Annotated in this window: 20 protein-coding genes; 2 read left to right on the top strand and 18 right to left on the bottom strand. The window is 60.0% G+C overall.

Annotated elements, in window-relative coordinates:
* Nucleotides 1-250 precede the first annotated feature (250 nt).
* From RI101_05715 to RI101_05655, 13 genes are all read right to left on the bottom strand, one after another.
* Nucleotides 251-3,400 (bottom strand): methyl-accepting chemotaxis protein, encoded by a 3,150-nt coding sequence (locus RI101_05715; protein ID MEC4889540.1) that lies wholly within the window; start codon nucleotides 3,398-3,400, stop codon nucleotides 251-253.
* A gap of 95 nt (nucleotides 3,401-3,495) precedes the next feature.
* Complete coding sequence (locus tag RI101_05710; protein ID MEC4889539.1) at nucleotides 3,496-3,999, bottom strand: chemotaxis protein CheW; 504 nt, start codon at nucleotides 3,997-3,999, stop codon at nucleotides 3,496-3,498.
* 439 nt (nucleotides 4,000-4,438) lie between these two features.
* Nucleotides 4,439-6,667: a methyl-accepting chemotaxis protein gene (locus RI101_05705; protein ID MEC4889538.1), complete on the bottom strand. Its 2,229-nt coding sequence runs from the start codon at nucleotides 6,665-6,667 to the stop codon at nucleotides 4,439-4,441.
* Between the two features lie 83 nt (nucleotides 6,668-6,750).
* The gene (locus RI101_05700) at nucleotides 6,751-7,260 is read right to left on the bottom strand and encodes a chemotaxis protein CheW (GenBank protein ID MEC4889537.1); all 510 of its coding nucleotides are present in this window, start codon (nucleotides 7,258-7,260) and stop codon (nucleotides 6,751-6,753) included.
* Between the two features lie 421 nt (nucleotides 7,261-7,681).
* Nucleotides 7,682-9,040, bottom strand: coding sequence for an outer membrane beta-barrel protein (locus tag RI101_05695; protein MEC4889536.1), 1,359 nt, complete (start codon nucleotides 9,038-9,040; stop codon nucleotides 7,682-7,684).
* A gap of 147 nt (nucleotides 9,041-9,187) precedes the next feature.
* A complete protein-coding gene (locus RI101_05690; GenBank protein MEC4889535.1) occupies nucleotides 9,188-11,875 on the bottom strand; it encodes a methyl-accepting chemotaxis protein in 2,688 nt (895 codons plus the stop codon).
* A gap of 51 nt (nucleotides 11,876-11,926) precedes the next feature.
* Entirely contained in the window at nucleotides 11,927-12,439 is a 513-nt protein-coding gene (locus RI101_05685) for a chemotaxis protein CheW (protein ID MEC4889534.1), read from the bottom strand.
* Between the two features lie 243 nt (nucleotides 12,440-12,682).
* Entirely contained in the window at nucleotides 12,683-14,884 is a 2,202-nt protein-coding gene (locus tag RI101_05680; protein ID MEC4889533.1) for a chemotaxis protein CheA, read from the bottom strand.
* A 97-nt stretch (nucleotides 14,885-14,981) separates the two neighbouring features.
* The gene (locus RI101_05675) at nucleotides 14,982-15,353 is read right to left on the bottom strand and encodes a response regulator (protein ID MEC4889532.1); all 372 of its coding nucleotides are present in this window, start codon (nucleotides 15,351-15,353) and stop codon (nucleotides 14,982-14,984) included.
* Nucleotides 15,354-15,391: 38 nt separating this feature from the next.
* A complete protein-coding gene (locus RI101_05670; GenBank protein MEC4889531.1) occupies nucleotides 15,392-15,952 on the bottom strand; it encodes a hypothetical protein in 561 nt (186 codons plus the stop codon).
* Between the two features lie 8 nt (nucleotides 15,953-15,960).
* Nucleotides 15,961-16,224 (bottom strand): STAS domain-containing protein, encoded by a 264-nt coding sequence (locus RI101_05665; protein MEC4889530.1) that lies wholly within the window; start codon nucleotides 16,222-16,224, stop codon nucleotides 15,961-15,963.
* A gap of 87 nt (nucleotides 16,225-16,311) precedes the next feature.
* On the bottom strand, nucleotides 16,312-17,160 hold the full coding sequence (locus RI101_05660) for a flagellar motor protein MotB (protein ID MEC4889529.1): 849 nt from the start codon (nucleotides 17,158-17,160) through the stop codon (nucleotides 16,312-16,314).
* An 83-nt stretch (nucleotides 17,161-17,243) separates the two neighbouring features.
* Entirely contained in the window at nucleotides 17,244-18,014 is a 771-nt protein-coding gene (locus RI101_05655; GenBank protein MEC4889528.1) for a flagellar motor protein, read from the bottom strand.
* A gap of 127 nt (nucleotides 18,015-18,141) precedes the next feature.
* On the opposite strand from RI101_05655, the gene RI101_05650 reads away from it, so the two are divergent.
* On the top strand, nucleotides 18,142-18,378 hold the full coding sequence (locus RI101_05650) for a hypothetical protein (GenBank protein ID MEC4889527.1): 237 nt from the start codon (nucleotides 18,142-18,144) through the stop codon (nucleotides 18,376-18,378).
* A gap of 24 nt (nucleotides 18,379-18,402) precedes the next feature.
* On the opposite strand, the gene RI101_05645 is transcribed toward RI101_05650, so the two are convergent.
* The 3 genes from RI101_05645 to RI101_05635 form a co-directional block, all read right to left on the bottom strand.
* A complete protein-coding gene (locus RI101_05645) occupies nucleotides 18,403-18,990 on the bottom strand; it encodes a protein phosphatase CheZ (protein ID MEC4889526.1) in 588 nt (195 codons plus the stop codon).
* Nucleotides 18,991-19,047: 57 nt separating this feature from the next.
* Nucleotides 19,048-19,431, bottom strand: coding sequence for a chemotaxis response regulator CheY (locus RI101_05640; GenBank protein MEC4889525.1), 384 nt, complete (start codon nucleotides 19,429-19,431; stop codon nucleotides 19,048-19,050).
* Nucleotides 19,432-19,560: 129 nt separating this feature from the next.
* Nucleotides 19,561-19,722, bottom strand: a complete 162-nt coding sequence (locus tag RI101_05635; GenBank protein MEC4889524.1) for a helix-turn-helix domain-containing protein — start codon at nucleotides 19,720-19,722, stop codon at nucleotides 19,561-19,563.
* 255 nt (nucleotides 19,723-19,977) lie between these two features.
* On the opposite strand from RI101_05635, the gene RI101_05630 reads away from it, so the two are divergent.
* Nucleotides 19,978-20,877 carry a P-loop NTPase gene (locus RI101_05630; protein MEC4889523.1) on the top strand — a complete coding sequence of 300 codons (900 nt, stop codon included), beginning with the start codon at nucleotides 19,978-19,980 and terminating at the stop codon, nucleotides 20,875-20,877.
* Nucleotides 20,878-20,945: 68 nt separating this feature from the next.
* Here RI101_05630 and RI101_05625 read toward each other — a convergent pair whose 3' ends face one another.
* Nucleotides 20,946-21,551: a PilZ domain-containing protein gene (locus RI101_05625; protein MEC4889522.1), complete on the bottom strand. Its 606-nt coding sequence runs from the start codon at nucleotides 21,549-21,551 to the stop codon at nucleotides 20,946-20,948.
* A 20-nt stretch (nucleotides 21,552-21,571) separates the two neighbouring features.
* Nucleotides 21,572-23,095, bottom strand: coding sequence for a diguanylate cyclase (locus RI101_05620; protein ID MEC4889521.1), 1,524 nt, complete (start codon nucleotides 23,093-23,095; stop codon nucleotides 21,572-21,574).
* Nucleotides 23,096-23,097 lie beyond the last annotated feature (2 nt).

Below are 23,097 nucleotides of genomic sequence, written 5' to 3'. Positions count from 1 at the left end.
ATACCATTCTTTACTACCACGAATGCTGATGGATAGGAATAGGAATTGAGAAATACCACACATAAATGTGGGGCGCAGAGATGCGATCAGGTTAGAGCCGGGCTCGTGGGACGGTTGCAGACAGGTGCGGGGCGCGAGGCGAAGGGGAACAGGGGACGTGATGGATGAAGGGTGATGAATGATCGGTGAAGGGAAGAACACAATCCCTTCCGACACTCATCACCCATCACCGATCACTCATCACATTCTTCTAGAACTCCTCAAACTCATCCTTTTTGGTTGCATGGCCGTTCCCTGAGGCCACTCCGGCGGGTTTCGGCGCCGGCCGGGCGGCCGGGCTCTTGGCCACCGTCTTCACCCGAGCCCCTGGCCCCTCGCCCCTCGCCCCTCCTCCGACCCCTCGCCCCTCGCCTCTGGCCCCTGGCCCACTCATATTCACCTTAAAGGCGGCCACCTGGCGCATCAGCTCCTGGGCCTGCGCCTTCATGGACTGGCTGGCGCTCGTCGTCTCTTCCACCAAGGCCGCGTTCTGCTGCGTGGTCTCGTCCATCTGCATGATCGCCTTGTTCACCTGGTCGATCCCGCTCGCCTGTTCTTGCGAAGCCGCCGTGATCTCCGCGATGATGTCGCTCACCCGTTTCACCGAGCTCACGATCTCGTCCAGCGTCTTCCCGGACTGATCCACCAGCTCGCTCCCGTCGGTCACCCGCTGGATCGACTCGTTGATGAGCCCCTTGATCTCCTTCGCCGCCGTCGCCGACCGTTGCGCCAAGTTGCGCACTTCGGCCGCCACCACGGCAAACCCGCGCCCATGTTCCCCCGCCCGCGCCGCTTCCACCGCGGCATTCAGGGCCAAGAGATTGGTCTGGAAGGCAATTTCATCGATCACCGTGATGATGTCGGCGATCTTCTTGCTGCTCTGGTTGATCGCCCCCATGGCCTCAATGGCTTTCGTGGTCACCGCCCCGCCCTTGTCGGCGGTGTCGCGGGCGGCACTTGCCAGTTGATTGGCCTGCTTTGCATTATCCGCATTTTGTTTGACCGTGCTCGTCATTTCTTCCATGGACGCGCTGGTCTCTTCCAGCGAACTAGCCTGTTCGCTCGTCCGTTGCGAGAGGTCTTCGCTGCCCTTGCTGATCTGCTCCGACCCCGCCGTCACGGCTTCCACCGCCTCGCGCACGGTCATGATGGTCTGGGTCAGGTTATGGACCACGGCGTTGATACTGCTCTTCACCTTTTCCAATTCCCCCTGGTACTTCCCATTCATCTCCTCCGTCAGATCGTTGCTGGCCAGCCGCCCCAACACCGCCTGGGCTTCAGCCACCAATTGCTCCATTTCGGCCTGCGCCTTCTTCTGCGGCGTGATATCCGTCGCAAACTTCACGACCTTGTAGACCTTGCCGTTGGCATCCACGATCGGATTGTAGGAGGCCTGAATCCAAATTTCCTTGCCCCCCTTGCCGATCCGGCGATACACGCCCGCATCGAACTCGCCCCGGTTCAGCTTCTGCCAGAAGGCGGCGTACTCGCCTGTGCTCGTATAGGCCGGATCACAGAACATCCGGTGGTGCTGCCCCTGGATCTCCGGCAGTGTATAGCCCAGACAATTCAGGAAGTTGTCGTTCGCCGTCATCACCGTGCCGTCCAGCTTGAACTCGATGGCCGCTTGCGCCTTATTAATGGCATTGATCTTCCCCTCGAATTCGGCATTGCGATTCTTGTCCGCCGTGATGTCGGTCGCAAACTTCATAACCTTATAGGGCTTGCCATTCGCATCCATAATGGGATTGTAGGAGGCCTGAATCCAGATCTCCTTGCCCCCTTTGCCGATCCGGCGATACACGCCCGCATCGAACTCGCCCCGGTTCAGCTTCTGCCAGAAGGCGGCGTACTCGCCTGTGCTCGTATAGGCCGGATCACAGAACATCCGGTGATGCTGCCCCTGGATCTCCTGGAGGCTATAGCCCAGGCAATTGAGGAAGTTGTCGTTGGCGGTAATCACCGTCCCGTCGAGGTTGAACTCGATGACGGCTTGCGCTTTGCCGATGGCATTGGTCACGCCTTTGATCTCCGCCGCCTGCGCCTGCGCCTGCTGCATCATTTCCTGCTGTTTGGCCGAGGCCTGCTCCAGCGAGGTGCCCATGTCGTTGAAGGCCGTCGCCAGCGCCCCCACTTCGTCGGTCGTCGCGACGGAAGACCGCGCCGCCAGGTCCCCGCTCCCCAAGGCCTGCGCCGCCGTCAGCACGTCGGCCAGATTCCGGGACAGAAATCTCGCGATCCACCAGCCCAAAACAAGGCCCACGACAATGCCAGTGGCGATGAGGCCGATGAGCAGATTCCGTGAGCCTTGATACGCCTGCTGACCGGCGTCAAAGTTCTCCTTCGCCTGTTTCTCATTGTCATCGATGAGGGTGCTCAAATGCTCCACGACCCGCTTGTATTTGGGCGCGACCTCCGTCTTCATGACCTGATAGGCCTGCTTGTCCTTCCCCTCGCGGCTGAGCGGCAAGGTCTGCGCATCGCGCGCCTTGAGATAGTCGGCCCAGGCCTCCCGGTACTTCGGATACACCTCCCGCTCCACTGAGGAGGTCATCAAAGGCTCATACTTCGGCCAGCGCTCGGCGATTTCGCCTTCGAGCTTCTTGAGCGTCGCTTCGATCTCCGCCTTTTCCTCTGAGGTCGGCGCCGCGATGTGCTGAATCACGTTGGCGCGCACTTGGTGCGTGCGCCCGCGCATTTCCGCCAGCAGCTTGATCGGCTGAAGATTCGTTTCATAGATCGACTGGGCGCCCAGATTGAGCTGGTTCATATTCATGAGCGCGATCACGCCGACCCCGGCCATGATCACCCCGGTGAGTGCAAACCCCAGCATCAGCTTCGTCACGGTTTTCAGATTGCCAAACCAGCTCGACATAGACGCCCCCTTGTCCGATGGATATCGCGGTGTGGAAGATGACGGTCCTGCCAGATTGTGCGACCGGCCAGAGCCGGCCTGGCGGGCAGCTCCTTGCAGCATGATGGTCTTGATGGCGCCATAGGCTTCGGTCCAGGCTTGTTTGACTTGCGGCGTCCAAGCCGGGCCGGCGAATTCGCCCAGCACCGCCAGCAGATTCTCTCCCACCGCGTCATAATGCCCCGGCTGCGCGCCATATCCGACATGGCGGGCGCCCAGCGTCTGCAAGGCGTTCGTCAGCTTGTCCGGATGCCGGAGATTTTGCATGACCAAGACCAGCGAGGCCAGCAGCTTCTTCTTCTGCTCAGGCAAGGAGGTCTCTTTGAACAAAGGCTTGACGGAGGGATATTTCTGAAATAGCCGCTCATAGAACCGGCTGACCAGCGCCTCCCCTTTGGGGGCGACCAACTTGAAACTCTGCTCCAGTAACTCGACGTTCAATCCCATGACTGCTCCATGCTCCTCTGCGATTGTTTCATTCCACTCCGGCCTGCCCCCACCACCCATCACCTATCACACGTCACACCGCACGCATCTCGCGGTTACGCAGCCTCCGCCATATCGGCGTCGGTCAGCAGCCGGTCGATGTCGAGCAGCGCGATCAGCTTGTCGCCGGATTTGCCGATGCCATTCAGGAACGTCACATCGGCTTTAGCCCCAAACTCGGGCGCCGACTGAATATCTTTCTTCTCGATATCGAGCACATCGGACACGGCATCCACGATCAGCCCCATCACCTTGTCTCGCACCACGACCACGACGATGACCGTGAACATGGTGTACTCGATCGTCGGCAGGCCGAACTTGGTCCGCAATTCCACGATCGGGACGATGGTGCCCCGGAGGTTCAGCACCCCCTTGATATGAGGCGGCGTGTTCGGAATCTTCGTGACGGCCGTATAGCCCTTGATTTCCTGCACCCGGAGGATATCCACCCCGTACAGCTCCTCACCCAGGCTAAACGTCAAAAACTGGCTGCCGTCAGTGGTCAGGCCGCTCTGCTGATTGCTCACTTTTACCGTCGTGTCGGCTGCTACCGCTGCCATAACATCCTCCCTCATGTAGTGATCCGTGATGAGCGTCGGGAAGGTACATTCGCCCCCCCTCACTGATCACTCATCACTAATCACACGTCCCGTGGTCCTCACACGCTAGGGACAAATCCCTCTACTGGAGTGCCTATCGGCGAATAGCAGGGGAATCTTGAATCCCCCAATAGAAATTTAAATAGAGGACACCAGTCCTCGGCCGCACAATTCGTGGCCGGACATGTCTTGAAAAGGATGGCTCAGGAAGGCTCGCGCGATGTGGATGACAAGAAGGCGCTTAGACAGAATCTCCTATCTGGTTGATATTACAATAATTAGCAGCCTACTAAGGGAAATAATACAGACGGGCGAGGGGTTCGGGGCGTGAGGCAAGGGGCGAGAAGTGGGAATCCCGCCCTTCCAACCCCTCGCCCCTCATCCCGTGCCTCTCGCCTATTTAGAACTCCTCAAACTCATCCTTCTTGGTTGCATGGCCGTTCCCTGAGGCCACTCCGGCGGGTTTCGGCGCCGGCCGGGCGGCCGGGCTCTTGGCCACCGTCTTCACCCGTGCCCCTGCCCCCTCGCCCCTCGCCCCTCCTCCGACCCCTCGCCCCTCGCCTCTGGCCCCTGGCCCACTCATATTCACCTTGAACGCTTCCACCTGGCGCATCAGCTCCTGGGCCTGCGCCTTCATGGACTGGCTGGCGCTCGTCGTCTCTTCCACCAGCGCCGCGTTCTGCTGCGTCGTCTCGTCCATCTGCATGATCGCCTTGTTCACCTGATCGATCCCGCTCGCCTGCTCCTGCGAGGCCGCCGTGATCTCCGCGATGATGTCGGTCACCCGTTTCACCGAGCTCACGATTTCCTCCAGCGTCTTCCCGGACTGATCCACCAGCTCGCTCCCGTCGGTCACCCGCTGGATCGACTCGTTGATGAGCCCCTTGATCTCCTTCGCCGCCGTCGCCGACCGCTGCGCCAGGTTGCGCACTTCCGCCGCCACCACGGCAAAGCCGCGGCCGTGCTCCCCGGCCCGCGCCGCTTCGACCGCGGCATTCAAGGCCAAGAGATTGGTCTGGAAGGCGATCTCGTCGATGACCGTGATGATGTCGGCGATCTTCTTGCTGCTCTGGTTGATCGCCCCCATGGCCTCAATGGCTTTCGTGGTCACCGCCCCGCCCTTGTCGGCGGTGTCCCGCGCCGCGATGGCCAATTGATTGGCCTGCTTCGCGTTATCCGCATTCTGCTTCACGGTGCTCGTCATCTCTTCCATGGACGCGCTGGTCTCTTCCAGCGAACTGGCCTGTTCGCTCGTCCGCTGCGAGAGGTCTTCGCTCCCCTTGCTGATCTGCTCCGACCCCGCCGTCACGGCTTCCACCGCCTCACGCACGGTGATCATCGTGTGCGTCAAATTATTGAGCGCCGTATTGATACTGGTCTTGATCCGCTCCAGTTCGCCCTGATAGGTCCCGCTCATTTGCTGCGTGAGATCGCCTTGCGCCAAGGCGCCGAGCGATTGCTGCGCTTCGGCCATGCAGGCTTCCAATTCAGCCTGGGCTTTTTTTTGCGCCGTAATGTCGGTCGCAAACTTCACGACCTTATAGACTTTCCCCTTGGCGTCCACGATCGGATTGTAGGAGGCCTGAATCCAGATCTCTTTGCCCCCCTTGCCGATCCGGCGGTACACGCCCGCATCGAACTCGCCCCGGTTCAGCTTCTGCCAAAAGGCCGCGTACTCGCCCGTGCTCGTATAGGCCGGATCACAGAACATCCGGTGGTGCTGCCCTTTGACTTCATTAAGTGTGTACCCCAGGCAATTCAGAAAATTGTCATTCGCCGTGATGACCGTGCCGTCCAGGCTGAACTCGATCGCCGCCTGCGCCTTGTTGATGGCGTTGAGCTTGCCCTCGAACTCGGCGTTGCGGTTCTTGTCGGCCGTAATGTCGGTCGCAAACTTCACGACCTTGTAGACTTTCCCCTTGGCGTCCACGATCGGATTGTAGGAGGCCTGAATCCAGACCTCTTTGCCCCCCTTGCCGATCCGGCGATACACGCCCGCATCGAACTCGCCCCGGTTCAGCTTCTGCCAAAAGGCCGCGTACTCGCCCGTGCTCGTATAGGCCGGATCACAGAACATCCGATGGTGCTGCCCCTGGATTTCATTGAGTGTGTAGCCCAGGCAATTCAGAAAATTGTCATTCGCCGTGATGACCGTGCCGTCCAGGCTGAACTCGATCGCCGCCTGCGTCTTGTTGATGGCGTTGAGCTTGCCCTCGAACTCGGCGTTGCGGTTCTTGTCGGCCGTGATGTCGGTCGCGAACTTCACGACCTTGTAGGGCTTGTGGTTGGCGTCCAGAATCGGATTGTAGGAGGCCTGAATCCAGACCTCTTTGCCCCCCTTGCCGATCCGGCGGTACACGCCCGCATCGAACTCGCCCCGGTTCAGCTTCTGCCAAAAGGCCGCGTACTCGCCCGTGCTCGTATAGGCCGGATCACAGAACATCCGATGGTGCTGCCCCTCCACTTCCTGAAGCGTATAGCCGAGAGTTTTCAAGAAGTTGTCGTTGGCCGTAATGATCGTGCCATTCAGATTGAATTCGATGACGGCCTGCACCCGGTCGATCGCTTCGACTCTCGCCTTCAAGTCATTGTCCGTGGATTCTTTTGCAAACAAATTTCGCAGCGACATGATCACTCCTCCTTAGTATTGGCGCCGGAGACGGAGCCGAATCGCGGACGCTTCCCAGCACAATCTGTTGTAGTGATAGACACTTAGGCTGCCGCGGCCTCCCGCATATCCGCATCGGTGAGCAGCCGGTCGATATCAAGCAGCGCCACCAGCTTGTCGCCGGACTTGCCGATCCCGTTTAAAAACGTCACGTTCACCTTGGCGCCGAACTCGGGCGCCGCCTGAATATCTTTCCTCGCGATGTCCAGCACGTCGGACACGGCATCGACGATGAGGCCCATCACTTTGTCCTGTACCACGACGACCACAATCACCGTGAACATCGTGTACTCGATCGTCGGCAGGCCGAACTTGGTCCGCAATTCCACAATCGGGACGATGGTGCCCCTCAGATTGAGAACCCCCTTGATGTGCGGCGGCGTGTTCGGAATCTTTGTGACGGCTGTGTAGCCCTTGATTTCCTGCACTCGAAGAATATCCACCCCATACAACTCCTCACCCAGGCTGAACGTCAAAAACTGGCTCCCATCAGTCGTGGGCCCCACTTGCTGATGCCCCTCTTTTGCAACACTTTCAACTGCTACAGCCGCCATAACACCCTCCCCATGAAGTGATGAGTGATGGGTATTCACTCGTCACTGCTTTCCTTTGTCCTTACCAACTAGGGACATTTGCCTTACACTAGGGACTGTATCGGAAATTTACTGGGATACTTTAGAGGGCAATAGGAACAAATGACGTTTTGCACCAGAGAAACAGGGTCATTTGCCTATATTGGGGTACACCGGACGGGGGGAAGTCACAGACGGGTGCGAGGCACGGGGCCAGGGGCGAGGGGGAAGGCAAAAACAGGTGAGAGGTTCGGGGCGCGAGGCAAGGGGAAGTCACAGACGGGCAAGGGGTCCGGGGCGCGAGGCGATAGGACGGTCAAGAATAGGCAAGAGGCACGGGGCAAGGGGTCGGAAAGATCGTCCTCTCGCCCCTAACCCCGTGCCTCTCGCCTGTCATCATCTTTCAGAAAAGATAGATCACTTGGAACGACAGGGTTTCCTGATTGTTCACCGGCCGGTTGCCATACAAAAAGACATTTTTATCGGACTTATCGTACCGGAACTCCAGACGCGTGATGAGCGACGGGACCGGCCTGTACTGGAGAGTCGAGGTATATTCCCACAAGGTCTGCTCAACGCCGCCAGTGCTGGCATTGGCGCAGGTATTCCAGCCGCCCGGCACGCCGCTAAATGGATTACTTGTGGTGCCATTCGTACCAACGGTGCTGCCGGTACAAGTGCGGGCTCCGCCCGAATCTTCAAAGATCTCGCCGCGCAGCCGCAGGCTCCAGCGCTCGTCGAAATCGTGGAGCAGATAGGCGCCGAGGCCTTTCCAATGCGCCGTTTTCCCGCCAGTCTTCGCCAGATTGGCATTTCCTTCATTGCCATAGTACGGCTCCAGGATGATCGTATCCTGTGCCGTCGCCTTGATCGTGACGATCGAGCCCGACACAAACCGCATGGCTTTAGGATCGCTCCCGGTTGCGCCGGTGATGCAACCACTGGCGCCTCCAGTCGTCAGCCCGCCTTGGCAATTAGACTGTTCCGCGCCGTAAGACCCATAGAAGCTCAGGCCAAACCGGTCGTGCGGCGTCAGGGCCAGCAGCCACTCGACGGTTTTGCCCTTGTTGTTGTCGTCGATATTGTCCCAGCCGTTGACCAGGCCAACCACCGCCGTCACGACAGGATTGAATTGATACGTGGCGCGAATGCCGGTCGTCGTGAAGGCCTGGGCCAGGCCGAACATGAAGGTGCGGGAGAAGTTGGGATTTTCCCAGCTATTGATCACCTCATATCCGATCAGCGTGTTCATCTTCCCCACTTGAATCTTGAGGCCGTTGCCGACCGGGAGAATGTATTCCGCATAGAGTTCTTGGAAATCCAGCTCATTGCTCGCGGTCCCCGGCTGGTAATTCGTCCTCGCGCGGGTCACGCGCGCATCCGGGCCGAAATTCAGCCGCGCGCGAAAGCCCGCCCGCTCCAGCCCGCTGCCATTGGCATCGGCGGGCCGTTCAAGCATGACTTGCAGCATGTGCGGCATGAAGGCATTCGCATTGGTATCGAAAATACGGAGCTGGTTCAGATTGGTGCCGGGGTTGTTGAAATTGTGCGTATAGGCCACATCGAGAAATCCGGAGGCCTTGAAGCCCAGCGTTTTCCAGATGGATTCCGCCTCGACTTTCTTCTCCAACACTGCCAACCGGTCCTGCACAGTCGGCGCCGCGCTCGGTGCGGCGGCAGGCGCTTCCGCCCATGCCGGATAGGCCCCGATCAATCCCATAACGGCACAGACCCCGGCCAATCGCAGATAGCGTATATTCATTGTTCGTAATCCTTTCGCGATTTCATGGATGGGTGACGGGCATGCTCACAAACGGGCGCGTGGCACGAGGCGCGAGGCGAGGGGGAGGAGAAGAGCACTCCGCTCCTCGTTCCACCTCTCGCCCCTCGCCCCGTGCCTCTCGCCTATTTAGAACTCCTCAAACTCATCCTTCTTGGCCGCATGGCCGTTCCCCGAGGCCACTCCGACGGGCTTCGGCGTCTCCCGAGGAGCCGACTTCTGAGCCACGGGCTTGGCCGCTGCCTTCACCCGTGCCCCGTGCCCTTCGCCTCTGGCCCCTGGCCCACTCATATTCACCTTAAACGCCTCCACCTGGCGCATCAGCTCCTGAGCCTGCGCCTTCATGGACTGGCTGGCGCTCGTCGTTTCTTCCACCAAGGCCGCGTTCTGCTGCGTCGCTTCGTCCATCTGCATGATCGCCTTGTTCACCTGGTCGATCCCGCTGGCCTGCTCCTGCGAGGCCGCCGTGATCTCCGCGATGATGTCGCTCACCCGTTTCACCGAGCTCACGATCTCTTCCAGCGTCTTGCCGGACTGATCCACCAGTTCGCTCCCGTCATTCACCCGCTGGATCGACTCGTTGATGAGCCCCTTGATCTCCTTCGCCGCCGTCGCCGACCGCTGCGCCAGGTTGCGCACTTCCGCCGCCACCACGGCAAACCCGCGGCCATGTTCTCCCGCCCGCGCCGCTTCCACGGCGGCATTCAGGGCCAGCAAGTTAGTCTGGAAGGCGATCTCGTCGATGACCGTGATGATGTCGGCGATCTTCTTGCTGCTCTGATTAATCGCCCCCATGGCCTCAATGGCTTTCGTGGTCACCGCCCCGCCCTTGTCGGCGGTGTCGCGCGCCGCGCTCGCCAGTTGATTGGCCTGCTTCGCGTTGTCCGCGTTTTGTTTGACCGTGCTCGTCATTTCTTCCATGGACGCGCTGGTCTCTTCCAGCGAACTGGCCTGTTCGCTCGTCCGCTGCGAGAGGTCTTCACTCCCCTTGCTGATCTGCTCCGACCCCGCCGTGACGGCTTCCACCGCCTCACGCACGGTCGTCATGGTCTGGGTCAGGTTGTGGACCACGGCATTGATGCTGTCCTTGATCTTGGCCAGCTCACCTTGATATTGGCCGCGCATCTGCTCGGTCAGATCGTTGCTGGCCAGCCGCCCCAGCACGCCCTGCGCTTCAGCCACCAGTTGCTCCATTTCGGCCTGCGCCTTCTTCTGCGGCGTGATATCCGTCGCAAACTTCACGACCTTGTAGACCTTGCCATTGGCGTCCACGATCGGGTTGTAGGAGGCTTGAATCCAAATTTCCTTGCCCCCTTTGCCGATCCGGCGGTACACGCCCGCATCGAACTCGCCCCGGTTCAGCTTCTGCCAGAAGGCCGCGTACTCGCCGGTGCTCGTATAGGCCGGATCACAGAACATCCGATGATGCTGCCCCTGGATCTCCGGCAGCGTATAGCCCAGGCAGTTCAGGAAATTGTCGTTCGCCGTCATCACCGTGCCATCCAGCTTGAACTCGATGGCGGCCTGGGCCTTGCCGATGGCGCTGATCTTGCCCTCAGCCTCCGCCGCCTGGTTCTTCTGCGCGGTGATGTCGGTCGCGAACTTCATGACCTTGTAGGGCTTGCCGTTCACATCGAGGATCGGGTTGTAGGAGGCCTGAATCCAGATCTCCTTGCCGCCCTTGCCGATTCGGCGATAGACCCCCGCATCGAACTCGCCCCGGTTCAGTTTCTGCCAGAAGGCTTGATAGTTCCCGCTGGCCGTATAGGCCGGATCGCAGAACAGGCGATGATGATGCCCCTGGATCTCCGGCAGCGTATAACCCAGGCAATTCAGGAAGTTGTCGTTCGCCGTGATCACCGTCCCATCCAGGTTGAACTCGATGACGGCCTGCGCCTTGCCGATGGCGTTGGTCACACCCTTGATCTCCGCCGCCGCCACTTGCGCCTGCTGCATCATCTCCTGTTGCTTGGCGCTCGCCTGTTCCAACGACGTACCCATGTCGTTGAAGGCTGTCGCCAGCGCGCCCACTTCGTCGGTCGTGGCCACGCTTGACCGCGCCGCAAGATTCCCATCCCCCAACGCCTGCGCCGCCGTCAGCACGTCGGTCAGATTCCGGGATAGGAACCGCGCGATCAGCCAGCCCAGCAGCATCCCCACCGCGATCGCCAGCGCCGTGCCGGCCGCCAGCGTCACGAGGGCATTGGCCGCCGCCGCCCGTCCGTCGTCGTTCATGTCCTTCGCCACGTCTTGCACCGTCTTCAGCAACTCATCCAGCGCCGCATTGGTCGCCATCAGCTTGAGCAAGACCTGCTGCGTGTTGAAGACTTTCGCCTTCTCGGTCAACTGGGCGGCTTCGGCCGGTGTCTTGGCCTGCCGCGCCTGTGCGTCCATGACCAACACCTCACTAGCCGATTCGAGATAACTGTCTAACTTCTCCCGTAATGTCTTGAGATCCTTGGCTTCGTCCCGCCCGGATTTGGATACGCGCAGCACGGTGGCCGCGTAATCGCCCAGCGATTTGAGCATGGCTTCCTTGATCGGAGGCAGCTCCGCGCGCGTCTTCTCCGCAGCCGCCGGATCCGCGGTCGAAAGCAGCAAGGCCACCCGGTTCCGGTACCGCATCAAATTGACCGACACTTTGGCCAGATCCGTGGCGGCCACGGTGTAATCTTCATAGACGATGCGCAACTTTTCCCGCACATCCATCAATCCCTGCGCCACAGCCGCGCCCAGGGCGCACATGATGAGCCCCATCAGGGCATAGCCCAGGATCAACTTCGTCGCCGTTTGTCTATTGCCAAACCAGGTCAACATGGCAGTCTCCTTTTTTTACTGATATCCGATTGGCCCTCACGCCCCGTGTCCTTAAGCCGCGGTGGCCAGGGCCTCTTTGATCTCCTGATCGATGAGCAAGCGGTCGATATCCAACAGTGAGATCAGCTTGTCGCCGGACTTCCCGATGCCGTTGAGGAAGGTCACATTCACCTTGGCCCCGAACTCCGGCGCCGCTTGAATATCTTTCTTATCGATGTTCAACACGTCGGACACAGCATCCACGACCAGCCCCATGACTTTGTCTTGCACGACCACCACGACGATCACCGTGAACATCGTATAATCGATGGTCGGCAGGCCGAACTTGGTCCGCAGTTCGACGATCGGCACAATCGTCCCTCTGAGATTCAGCACGCCCTTGATGTGCGGCGGCGTGTTGGGAATCTTCGTGACGGCCGTGTAGCCCTTGATTTCCTGCACCCGGAGAATGTCCACTCCATACAGCTCCTCCCCCAGGCTGAACGTCAGAAACTGGCTGTCGTCGGTGGTCAGCCCAGTTTGCTGGCTGCTGTCTTTCGTGATCGTCTCTACCGCTGCCGCCATGGGATCCTCCTTCATGAAGTGATGGGTCACAACCGCCCTACAGCCATAGCGGCTCGACATCTGTCTCTCATCCACTAGGGAGCCTATCGGCATCCCAATGGCGATTCTTTAGCGTTAGTAAAATATATGCGGGTGTTTCTTGAATAGGAGCGCCGCCGTCCGGCCGTGGCGGCGCCACAGCCGGATAGCGGCAGAGATGTCGTGCTACTGTGCGGATGCGGGAGGGGGATCCTGAAAAACCGTCTAGGCCGCCACCGGAGTCCCTCGACGGGCCATTTCCAAGAGGCCCCGGACATCCAGAATGAAGCCCACGGTGCCGTCGCCGAGGATCGTGGCGCCGGCCACGCCTTCGACTTTGCGGAAATTCTGCTCCATGCTCTTGATGACCACCTGCTGCTGGCCGAGAATCTCGTCCACCATGACCGCGACCCGTTCCCCTTCCGTTTCCAGAATCAGGAGAATCGCCTTGGTGGGATCGGTGTATTCCGGCTGCAACGAGAAGACCTCGTACATGCGCATCATCGGCAGGTAGGTGCCCCGCACGTTGATGAGCTCGCCTTTGCCCACCACGGTCTTGATGACCTCAGGCTTGGGCTGGATGGATTCCAGGATAGAGAGCAGCGGCACGATGTAGGTTTCTTGGCCGACCCGGACGGTCATGCCGTCGATGATGGCCAGGGTCAGCGGCAGCTTGAGGGTAAAGGTGGTGCCTTTGCCCAGCGCCGTCTTGATGCTGACGGTGCCGCCCAGGGCTTCGATATTCCGCTTGACGACGTCCATGCCCACGCCGCGGCCGGACACGTCGGTCACTTTTTCCGCTGTCGAGAACCCGGGCTTGAAAATGAGCGCCCAGATCTGATCGTCGGACAGTTTGTCGTTTTCGGTGATCAAGCCCTGCTTGATGCCCTTGGCGAGAATCTTGTCGCGGTTCAAACCGCGGCCGTCGTCTTCGACGGTGATGCAGATGCTGCCGCCTTCATGGAAGGCGTTGAGCCGGATAGTGCCCAGCTCGGGTTTGTTATTATCGAGGCGTTCCTCCGGCGGCTCCAGGCCGTGATCGGCGGAATTGCGCACCAGGTGCGTCAGGGGATCGCCGATGGATTCGATGACGGTCTTGTCCAGTTCGGTTTCTTCGCCCGACAGGACCAGCTGAATCTTCTTGCCCGCTTTGGCCGACAGGTCGCGGACCAGCCGCGGGAAGCGGCTGAAGGCGGTGCCGATCGGCAGCATGCGGATGCCCATGACGCGTTCCTGGATTTCGCGCGTGTTGCGTTCCAGCTGCGCCATGCGCTCCAAGAGGATCGGCATCTGGCGCATCTCGAACCGGGCGCCCAGGTCGCTCAGCATCGACTGAGTGATGACCAGTTCGCCGACGAGGTTGATGAGCTTGTCGATCTTGGCGGTATCCACCCGGATGGAGGCCGTATCGGTCTTCTTGGCGTGGGCGGCGGATTCTTGCTGCCGCTGCTTCAGCAACGCCTGCTCGACCTGCTGCGGCGTGACGGCCTGCTGCTCGACGAGAATTTCGCCGACGCGCTTCTGCTGCGACAAGGCCTTATCCAGCGTCTCCCGCGAGACGGCGCCGCTTTCGACCAGCAGTTCGCCCAAAGGCTTGGGCTCTTCGCCTTCAGCAGGCGCGAGGCCAGAGGCAATGGGCAAGGGGTTCGAGGCCAGAGGCGATGGGCTGGCGGGTTGAAGCCGGTTTTCCTCTCGCGCCTCGTGCCCTTCTTCAATTTTGAGAATGCTGTCTTCACGAACAAATTCAAACACCCCTTCCACCACTTTCCGGTCTTTGACGGTATTCAGCTTCATCGTCCAGGCCAGATAGCAGGTCTCCGGATCCATGGCGGCCAATTCCGGCAGCTTGGTTGTATCGACGGTGACCTCGGACAAGGTGCCCAGGGCGCCCAATTCCTTGAAAATTTGCAAGGGGTCAAGACCCCGCTGGAAGAGCCAAGCCGGCGGAGTCCAACTGATGATATAGGTGTGGCCTTGATTGGCAGCCGGCGCGGACGCCGCCTTCGCAGCCACTCCGGCCTGAGGCGCCGCCTGGCCGCCCGACTCACTGGCCGCCGCCAGTTCGCCGGTGAGCCGCTGCACTACTTCATTATCGACCGGCTCATTGCTCTTGGCCGCCTCGATGAGGGTCTTCAGACAATCGGTGGATTTCAAGAGCAGGTCGGCAATCTGCGGGGTCACCACTTTCTGGCCATTGCGCAGCAGATCCAGCAGGGTCTCCATCTTGTGCGTGAATTGGGCCACCGCGTTGAACCCGAACATCCCGGCTGTGCCCTTGATGGAATGGGCCGAGCGGAAGATCTTGGCCAGCAGATCGAGGTCCTCGGGGTGCTGTTCGAGCGCCAGCAGGCCCTCCTCGACAATGGCCAGATGTTCCGCGGCTTCCTCGAAAAATGCGTCTTGGAATTGTGCGAAATCGTTGCTCATAATATCCTCGGTATCCTCGTCTGGCGAGCGGTATGAGGCCCGGGGCTTGAGGTCTGTCAGGGGCGCCTCTCGCCTCGTGCCGCTGTCCCCGTGCCCGTTATGCCGGCATCACCTTCGCAATGATTTTCAGCATCAGCTCTGGGTTGAACGGCTTCACGATCCACCCCGTGGCGCCGGCTTCTTTGCCGGCTTTCTTTTTATCCTCAGCCGACTCCGTGGTCAGCATCAGAATAGGCGTGAACTTGAAGGTCGCTATTTTTCGCAATTCCTTGATGAGCGTGATGCCGTCCATCTCCGGCATGTTCAGATCCGTGACGACCAAATCCATTTTGGCCCCCCCGGCGACTTTATTCACGGCATCGATTCCGTGTTCGGCTTCGATGACCTTGAAGCCGGCATTAGTGAGGGTAAAGGCGACCATCTGCCGCATGGTAGGTGAATCATCGACGATCAACGCTGTCTTGGCCATGTCCAACTCCCCGCTTTAGTAATAAATCCATTGCCCCGTTAGAATAACGTCACGGACTCATCCTGCCCCCCGGCTTGACCGACCGGCGCCGGCGGTGTCTGTTCCCCCCGCGCGGCCGCGTGAATGCGGCGCTCGGCTTCCATCGTGTAGCTGTGCTCCAAATCCTTGAGCAGCGAGAGGCTATCCGCCAGATCCTGATCCGGCTTCCCATCGACCAAATGCTGCAAATGGTCGCGCAAATGCGTGAGCGCGTGCTCGACGTGTTCGAGCTTTTGCCTGGTAATGTCTTGAAATTGCAGCGCCATCACGATGCGGCCCACATCGCTGGACAGTTCGGTCGCCCGCTGTTTCGACTCCCGCACCGAGGCCAGCAGCTGCTCCCGCTGTGCGGCATCGAGGTTCCGGTCAGCCTGGCCGAGGTGGATCGCTTCTTCCGCCTGTCGGCTGGCCCGCTGCGAGATCGCCTGCAGATTCGTCATCAGATTGAGCGCCGCCGTCTCGGTTTGTTCCGTCACGGCGTTCATCTGCCGGATGAGCACCGGAATGAGCGGCAACGCGCAACTTGCAAAGGCTTTCCAGGGTTTTGAGGAATCTGTCATAAATCCCGCTATTCGCTTAATGGCTCGGTGAACCCCAGTTGGGTCAATTTTGCCTGGAGATTTTCCGGGATGACGGGCACCAGCAACCGGCCCGATTGTTTGGCGGCCCACATGAGCTGGATCGCCGCCGTATCGACCCGCTTGACCTGGCTCAGATCCAGGCAGACCAGTCCGTCATTCTTCAGCAGGGTGATCAGCGACTCTTTGAACGCCGCCGCTTCGAAAATGCTAAGGTCTCCGGCCGGCGCATATTGTCGTGAATTGGCATCCATGATTCCCTCGCTCTCTCCCGGTTGCACGGTTCCGTCCGGCTGGGTTTTGCCTGGACCGAGTACGTTCTTTATCGGCAGTTCCCGTTCTTACTTGAATGTGCCCGCACTATTTTCTTTCGTCGCGCCTGGCGCCACCTCCGGAGCCGTGGCGGCGGCCGCCGCTGGATCTTCTGCCGGTTCTATCGCGGATGGCCCGGCAGGATCTCCGGACGGTCTTCGCGCATCCTTCTGTTTCATAATGGCAATTTCCACCCGCCGGTTCTTGGCGCGATGCTCGGGGGTCAAATTGTCGGTCACCGGCCTCGCATCGGCATAGCCGACCGCCGACAAGGCATTGGATGGAACCCCATATAACTCGCTCAGCACCCGCACGATCATCACCGCCCTGGTCGCGGACAGCTCCCAATTGGAGGGGAATTGCACGGTACGGATTGGTACGTTGTCGGCATGCCCTTCGACACGCACCTGTTTGTTCAATTCCACCAGCACATCGGCCAGAGCCCGGAGAAACGGGAGGGCCTCCGGAAGCAGCGTGGCTTCTCCGCTCTTGAACAAGACGGCATCCGGAATGGTCAGGACCAATTCGCCGTTGCGCTCCTCGACGATCGGCGCCCGGTCGGCCTGCGACGTTTGCAGCATGGTTTTGACAATGTCCCGAATCCGCCGGATGACCGGCTCTTTGGCGTCGAGCAGCGGCGGATTGATAGAAGCGGGCTTATTGTCGCCCATGACAAATGGCTGCATCGAGGTCGGCGGAGCGGGAAAGGGGTTCAGGGCCGCCTTGATGGATTCGCTAACGGTGCGAAACTTTCCCTCGTTGACCGCGGACACGGAATACATGACGACGAAGAAGGCAAACAGCAAGGTGATGAAGTCCGCATAGGACACCAGCCACCGCTCATGATTCTCGTGTTCTTCGTGTTTTTTCTTTGCCATGTCTGGCCGTTACACATGAACCGCGAAACGTGAAACGCAGGCATTCTGAGGCGAGATACGCTTCACGAACGACACACGACAATTCACTTCTTCGCTTCCTTCGTCCGTTCGCCGTGCGGCAGGAAGCTTTCGAGTTTTTCCTGCAGCAGCCGAGGATTTTCGCCCTGGGCCAGGCCCACCAGGCCGAGGATGATCATGTTCCGCGCGCCGGCTTCCTCTTTCAGCTTGAATTTGATCTTGTTGGCAAACGGCAAGAAAAAGAGGTTGGCCGCGCCGACGCCGTAGACGGTGGCGACGAACGCCACGGCGATGCCGCCGCCGAGCTTCGAGGGATCGGCGAGGTTTTCCATTACGTGAATCAAGCCCAGCACGGCGCCAAGAATGCCGACGGTCGGAGCATATCCGCCGGCCGCTTCCCACACTTTGGCCGCCAGAATCCCTTCTTCTTCATGGTGCTCCATTTCGATTTCGAGGATTTCATGCACGGCCTTGGGATCGGTGCCGTCCACGATCAGCTGGACCCCCTTTCTAAAAAAGGGATCCTTGATATCCTTGAGCTTCGCTTCAAGCGCCAGCAGGCCCTGCTTTCTCGAGACATTCGCCAAATCCAGGATGAGCTTGATCGTGCCTTTGAGGTCATTGTGCGGATTTCCGATCACCAGACCGAGCGATCCGATGGCTTTGATCACGACCGACAAGGGGTTTTGCACGCAGCAGGCGCCGATGGTGCCGCCCATGACGATAATGAAGGCGGTGAGCTGCATGATGGAGCCGAGATGGCCCCCTTCAAGCGCCTGGCCGCCGATGATCGACCCCAGCGCGAGCACAATGCCGAGGATGGTTGCGATATCCACGTCGAGTCGGTCTTTCTACCCCTGCGGGTTACGCACGCGAAGGCACCGGATCTGCCGCTCCTACTTTTGAACTATTGCGCGAGCCCTCGCGCCTCTGATACCGTCCAGGAACACGAAGGGAGCCCGCATGAATTCGTCGGACATTCTCATTCTCGATGCGAAGCAAGCGATTCTGGAGGAGCAACATCGCCGGTTTCAGGAGCTGCAGGCCGATGGCAATTGGCACGCCGCGCTGCCTCAGCTGCAGCAGACGCTGACCTGCGCGTCCGACCTTCTTCAGGAGTCTCTCACGCTGCTGGAGAAAGTGCTCAACCAGGCGCCGCTTTCAGCGCCGCCCTCTCTTCCCCCCGACTCCCCTGTCTGAACCGCCTGCTGCCGGGACGCCGGATTACTTGAATCCGAACTGGGCGAGAATATCGTCGGCGACGTTCTGCTTCATGGAGGTCATTTTCGTTTCCTCCAGCTGCTTGAGCATCTCGCCGGCCTTCCCCGCCACAACCGGATCCCCGGCGTTTTGCTGAATTCCAAACACCACGACGAGTTCCATCAACTTGCCTTGCACGTCGTCGATGATCGTCACCAGTTTTTTGACCCGCTGGGCCACCAAATCCTGAAACGACAGGGCCGTCATGATTTCGGTGAGGTGCTTGTCGTCCTGCCCCAAGTCGAGCGAGATTTTCTTGACGCGCCGGGCAAGGCTGGAGCAATCGACGGCTTCCAGCGTTTCCACGATGGCGGCCAGCTCTTTGACGGCCCGGCTGCGGTTGTCCTGAATCATTTCCGTCAGCCGCATCACTTCCAGCGTGCCATCCTCGGTCATTTTATTCAGGTCGGTCAGATGGGTGGCGGCCATCGGGAGTTCGTTGCTGCTGGACATGATCGGCCTGCCGACCTCGCTGAGCTTCCGCATGGCGGATTCCACAAAGCGGGCCAATTCGCCCAGTTCTTCGTATAATTTATTGGTGCCGTTCTGCACGGTATCCTCCCCTTCTCGCGTCGCGCGTGTGCCCCACCGCCTTCGAATCAGGCACCGCTATTTGAAGATCTTCCCCATCTTTTCCTGCATCGTTTCGGCCGTAAACGGCTTCACGATGTAGTTGCTCACCCCCGCCTGAATCGCTTCGACCAGGTTGGCCTGCTGGGCTTCGGCCGTCACCATGAGCACGGGAATCGCTTTGAGTTTTTCGTCGGCGCGGATCGCCCGCAGCATGTCGATGCCGGTCATGACCGGCATATTCCAGTCGGACACGACGAACCCGTAGGAGGAATCGGCCTGCAATTTCTGCAAGCCTTCCTGGCCGTTCTCGGCCTCTTCCGTATTGCCGAATCCCAATTGCTTCAGGATATTTTTGACAATTCGCCGCATGGTCGCCATGTCATCGACAATCAGGATTTTCATGTTTGGATCTGCAGGCATGGGTCCTCCTCTTTCCTTCCAAATACAGGTTCCGTTTCGCACACCGCGGCCCCGAGGGACCGCTCCCGTTCGAGGCACACCTCCGCCGCTTGTGCCTGTCTATCGCCGTGACCGGACAACGCGAATGCGCTAGGCCGCCAGGGACCGGCTATGCATCCAGTCATGGATGTCGCGCCGCAGGAAGCGCCAATGCTTCCCGATCTTCGACGCCGGCAATTCGCCGATCCGCGCGAGCTTGTAGACGGTCGATTTGGGCACCCGCAGAAATTGGGCGACTTCCATCACCGTCATGATCTCGCCATCCGTTGTGTGTGCAGAGTCTGTGGTTGATGCTGGTATAGGATTATTCATAGTGAGTGGATTATCGGTGTCGCCGATGGAAAACTTGAGAGCCTGCTGATGCCGAATATGGCAGATCCCATTCGGATGGGAGTCCGGCGGGAAATTTGCACCTGCTACTCCCAATAATCACGAGATTGCGTTTTTCTAAAATTCAGGCCGAAACAAGAGCCGGCTCCCATTACAATCCGGCAAAAATGGACACCTATGACAAAAATTGTCTCTATCGCATCCGGAAAAGGCGGCGTTGGAAAAAGTGTAGTGGCGGCCAATCTGGCCCTCTTATTGGCTCAACGCGGCCAGCGGGTCGTCCTGGCCGATCTGGACCTTGGCGGGGCCGACAGCCACATTCTCTTCGGCCTAGGCAATCCCCCGCTGACGCTCACCGATTTTATAGACCATCGCGTCCCGGCACTGGCGGATGTGGCCCAGCCGCTTCCCGTGCACCAGAATTTGCGGATTATTCCCGGCACCGGTGATACTCTGGCGACGGCCAATCTTGCCTATTCGAAAAAGAAACGCCTGATTCGCCATTTTCAAGAACTGGACACCGATGTGATCGTGGCCGATATCGGCGCTGGGACCAGCTACCATGCCCTCGATTTCTTTTTGATGGCCGACCATCATCTCGCCGTGGCGACGCCGGATCCGACCTCGGTGCTGGATTTGTACCGCTTCATCAAATTGGCGGCGATTCGCCTGGTTCTCTCCTCCTTTCTTGCCCGCGACGTGGTGGCGGAAGCCTTGGCGGATCGCGATTACTCCAGTGTAGAGGAAGTGCTGGATGTGGCCGGCAAAACGGACGAAGCAGGCCGGGGGATCGCGGAATCGGCGCTCCGGTCATTCCAGCCAGCCCTGATCCTGAACCGCGTGGCAGGCCGAGCACGGGTGAATGTGCCGCAACTCCGCAAGCTCCTCAAGGAATATGTCGGCGGCGATTTGACGCTGCTGGGTGAAATCCCTGACGATCCGGCCATGGACCGCGCGGTGCGCAGCTATCGGCCGGTAACCGTCAGCGAACCGAACGCCCCGTCGGCGGCAGCCTTGAATCGGATTGCGGATGCCCTCCTGCCCATCCTGGCAGCCGCACCCAAGCAAGCCGCGTAAGAATCGTCAAACGTGAGACGTGAAAGGTGAAACGTTTCATCTTTCACGATTGACGTTTGACGCAACTGCTAGCGCTGCTGGCGGCGGGCACGAAGCCGTTCGGCTTGGAGATGAATGATGTGCCGGATGATGTGTTCCTGATTATCGGCGGAGAGATCGACAAATTCCGTGGCGAGATCGCACCCCTGGTTCTGCGGCAGCGGCGCCGCGCGAATAACTTTTGCGACCGTGTGAACCGGGGTGAAGGGGGGAAGGATGATCTTCAACGCAAGATGATCGTCTTCCCGAAACATCCGTGTGGATGCAAAACTGATCCCGCCACCGCTGATATTCACGGCGGTCAGCCTGGCGATGGCAATGCTGTTCGGCTGGGTGTGCGCAATCGCTTTCAGCAGCACTTCCATCAGCCAATCGATTTTCATCATCCAGGGCAGCAGCGTGGACTCGGCCAGCAACTCTCCCGATCGCGCCAGCAGATCTGCGGTCGGCTTGTTGATCGCCGCGGAGACCATTTCTTCCGTCACCGGAGACAGGCCAGGCGGGGGCGCATCCGGAGGATCGCTCACCAGGCGGTATTCCAACAATAGGTGATCATCGATGCGGATCCACTCGCGGCGTTCGTCCGTATCCGCTGCGCTGCGTACCGCCGAATCGTTGTGTGCTGGAACCGCCATCCCCTCTCCTTCCGGCAACCTCAGGCCGCCGCGCAAATCGCCGCCGCCTGCACGGGCGCCAGATGCACTGGGCTGTGCACGACGACGCGGTTGCGCCCTTGCGCCTTGGCCTCGTACAGCGCGCTGTCCGCCGCCTCGATCCAGTCGGCAATGGAGGCGATCGCGGGATGCGGCGCATCCGCCAGCCCGATGCTGACAGTCGTGCGCACCATTCCATCCTCAAGCCTGAAGGCCTGCCGCTCAATGAGGCTGCGCAACCGTTCGGCCAGGGCGTGGGCCTGCTCCAGCGACGTATGCGGCAACACGACGGCAAACTCTTCTCCGCCATATCGGCCGACGATATCGATGTCGCGCACCGTGTCGGTCATCAGTTTCGCCAGGTCTTTGAGCACCTGATCGCCGGCGGTGTGGCCGAGCCGATCGTTCACTGTTTTAAAATAGTCCAGATCCAGCAGCATGAGACACGCGGAGGTGCCGTAGCGCAACCCCGCCTTGAACTCACGCGCGAGCGGCGCATCGAGCGCGCGCCGATTGAGCACGCCGGTGAGCGGGTCGCGCAAGGCCAATTCCTGAATGTGCTGGTAAGTGTCGGCATTGCGCAAGCTCAGCGACAAGGACGTGCCGATGGTCGCCAGGAGCTGCTGCTCTTGTTCGGTAAACGGCGTGGAGCCGGTGCGCGCGACATGGAGGACGCCGTGGCTATGCGGCCCGAACACAAGCGGAATGTCGCAGGCCAAGCCGTCCGGAGTCGGTCCGTCCCCCGCGGCGCCGGTGACCGTGGAGGCAATCGGCAGCGGCCGCGAATGCACCATTCGTAATGTCGTCGCACCGGCCGTGATCCGGCTGTGCGTGCGCTCGATCCGGCTGATCAGATGCGCGCGCACCGCGGCTTCTCGGTCCCGCGCCGGCTCGCTCAGCCAGGTCCAGACTTGCGTGGGACTGCTGCGCGCCACCCCGATCAGATCGGCTCTGATCAATGCCGGCAGACCGGCAAATAAGGCCTGCACGACGGCTTCGGCGTTGAGCGACCCGGCGAGCGCCTGCGTCAGCTGGTTCAACCCCGCCAGGCGCTGATTGTAATCTTTCAACATATCCCGGTCGTGCGACAGCGCGGCATTCGCGGAGGCGAGTTCGCCGGACAGATTCCTGACTTCGAGAAACGTCCGCCGGTTCGCCAAGCCACTGGTGATCGCATCGGTCAACCGGGCGCTCGTACAGGGCCAGCTGATATAGTCGAAGGCCCCGCGCCTGAGGCTGAGCGCCACACTATCGGCCTTCATGTGTTTCCCCAGCAATATGATGCAGAGATCGTTTTGCCGTGCGGCCGCTTCGTTCAGGAACGCCAAGGTATCAGCCATGTCTGCCTCTGTCTGATACACGATGGCATGGACGTCCGGCGTGAGCGATTGATCGAGTCGGAATGCGGCGCGGGCCACCGGCACGAGGGTGAACCCTTGAGCGGACACATGCCGCCAGCGCGGGTCTCTGTGCAAGGCCGCCGTGCCGACCAGCAGCACCGTTGAAGGGGGCTGATGTCTCGCCATGC

The sequence above is a fragment of the Nitrospira sp. genome (assembly GCA_035968315.1).
Taxonomy (GTDB): domain Bacteria; phylum Nitrospirota; class Nitrospiria; order Nitrospirales; family Nitrospiraceae; genus Nitrospira_D.
This window is presented reverse-complemented; position numbering and strand designations above follow the sequence as displayed.

Coding starts and splice junctions, on each gene's coding strand:
- RI101_05670 (MEC4889531.1), bottom strand. CDS start 15,952: ATGACAGATTCCTCAAAACCCTGGAAAGCCTTTGCAAGTTGCGCGTTG.
- RI101_05700 (MEC4889537.1), bottom strand. CDS start 7,260: ATGGCGGCTGTAGCAGTTGAAAGTGTTGCAAAAGAGGGGCATCAGCAA.
- RI101_05665 (MEC4889530.1), bottom strand. CDS start 16,224: ATGGATGCCAATTCACGACAATATGCGCCGGCCGGAGACCTTAGCATT.
- RI101_05680 (MEC4889533.1), bottom strand. CDS start 14,884: ATGAGCAACGATTTCGCACAATTCCAAGACGCATTTTTCGAGGAAGCC.
- RI101_05620 (MEC4889521.1), bottom strand. CDS start 23,095: ATGGCGAGACATCAGCCCCCTTCAACGGTGCTGCTGGTCGGCACGGCG.
- RI101_05640 (MEC4889525.1), bottom strand. CDS start 19,431: ATGCCTGCAGATCCAAACATGAAAATCCTGATTGTCGATGACATGGCG.
- RI101_05650 (MEC4889527.1), top strand. CDS start 18,142: ATGAATTCGTCGGACATTCTCATTCTCGATGCGAAGCAAGCGATTCTG.
- RI101_05715 (MEC4889540.1), bottom strand. CDS start 3,400: ATGGGATTGAACGTCGAGTTACTGGAGCAGAGTTTCAAGTTGGTCGCC.
- RI101_05630 (MEC4889523.1), top strand. CDS start 19,978: ATGACAAAAATTGTCTCTATCGCATCCGGAAAAGGCGGCGTTGGAAAA.
- RI101_05690 (MEC4889535.1), bottom strand. CDS start 11,875: ATGTTGACCTGGTTTGGCAATAGACAAACGGCGACGAAGTTGATCCTG.
- RI101_05710 (MEC4889539.1), bottom strand. CDS start 3,999: ATGGCAGCGGTAGCAGCCGACACGACGGTAAAAGTGAGCAATCAGCAG.
- RI101_05660 (MEC4889529.1), bottom strand. CDS start 17,160: ATGGCAAAGAAAAAACACGAAGAACACGAGAATCATGAGCGGTGGCTG.
- RI101_05685 (MEC4889534.1), bottom strand. CDS start 12,439: ATGGCGGCAGCGGTAGAGACGATCACGAAAGACAGCAGCCAGCAAACT.
- RI101_05625 (MEC4889522.1), bottom strand. CDS start 21,551: ATGGCGGTTCCAGCACACAACGATTCGGCGGTACGCAGCGCAGCGGAT.
- RI101_05635 (MEC4889524.1), bottom strand. CDS start 19,722: ATGACGGTGATGGAAGTCGCCCAATTTCTGCGGGTGCCCAAATCGACC.
- RI101_05695 (MEC4889536.1), bottom strand. CDS start 9,040: ATGAATATACGCTATCTGCGATTGGCCGGGGTCTGTGCCGTTATGGGA.
- RI101_05675 (MEC4889532.1), bottom strand. CDS start 15,353: ATGGCCAAGACAGCGTTGATCGTCGATGATTCACCTACCATGCGGCAG.
- RI101_05705 (MEC4889538.1), bottom strand. CDS start 6,667: ATGTCGCTGCGAAATTTGTTTGCAAAAGAATCCACGGACAATGACTTG.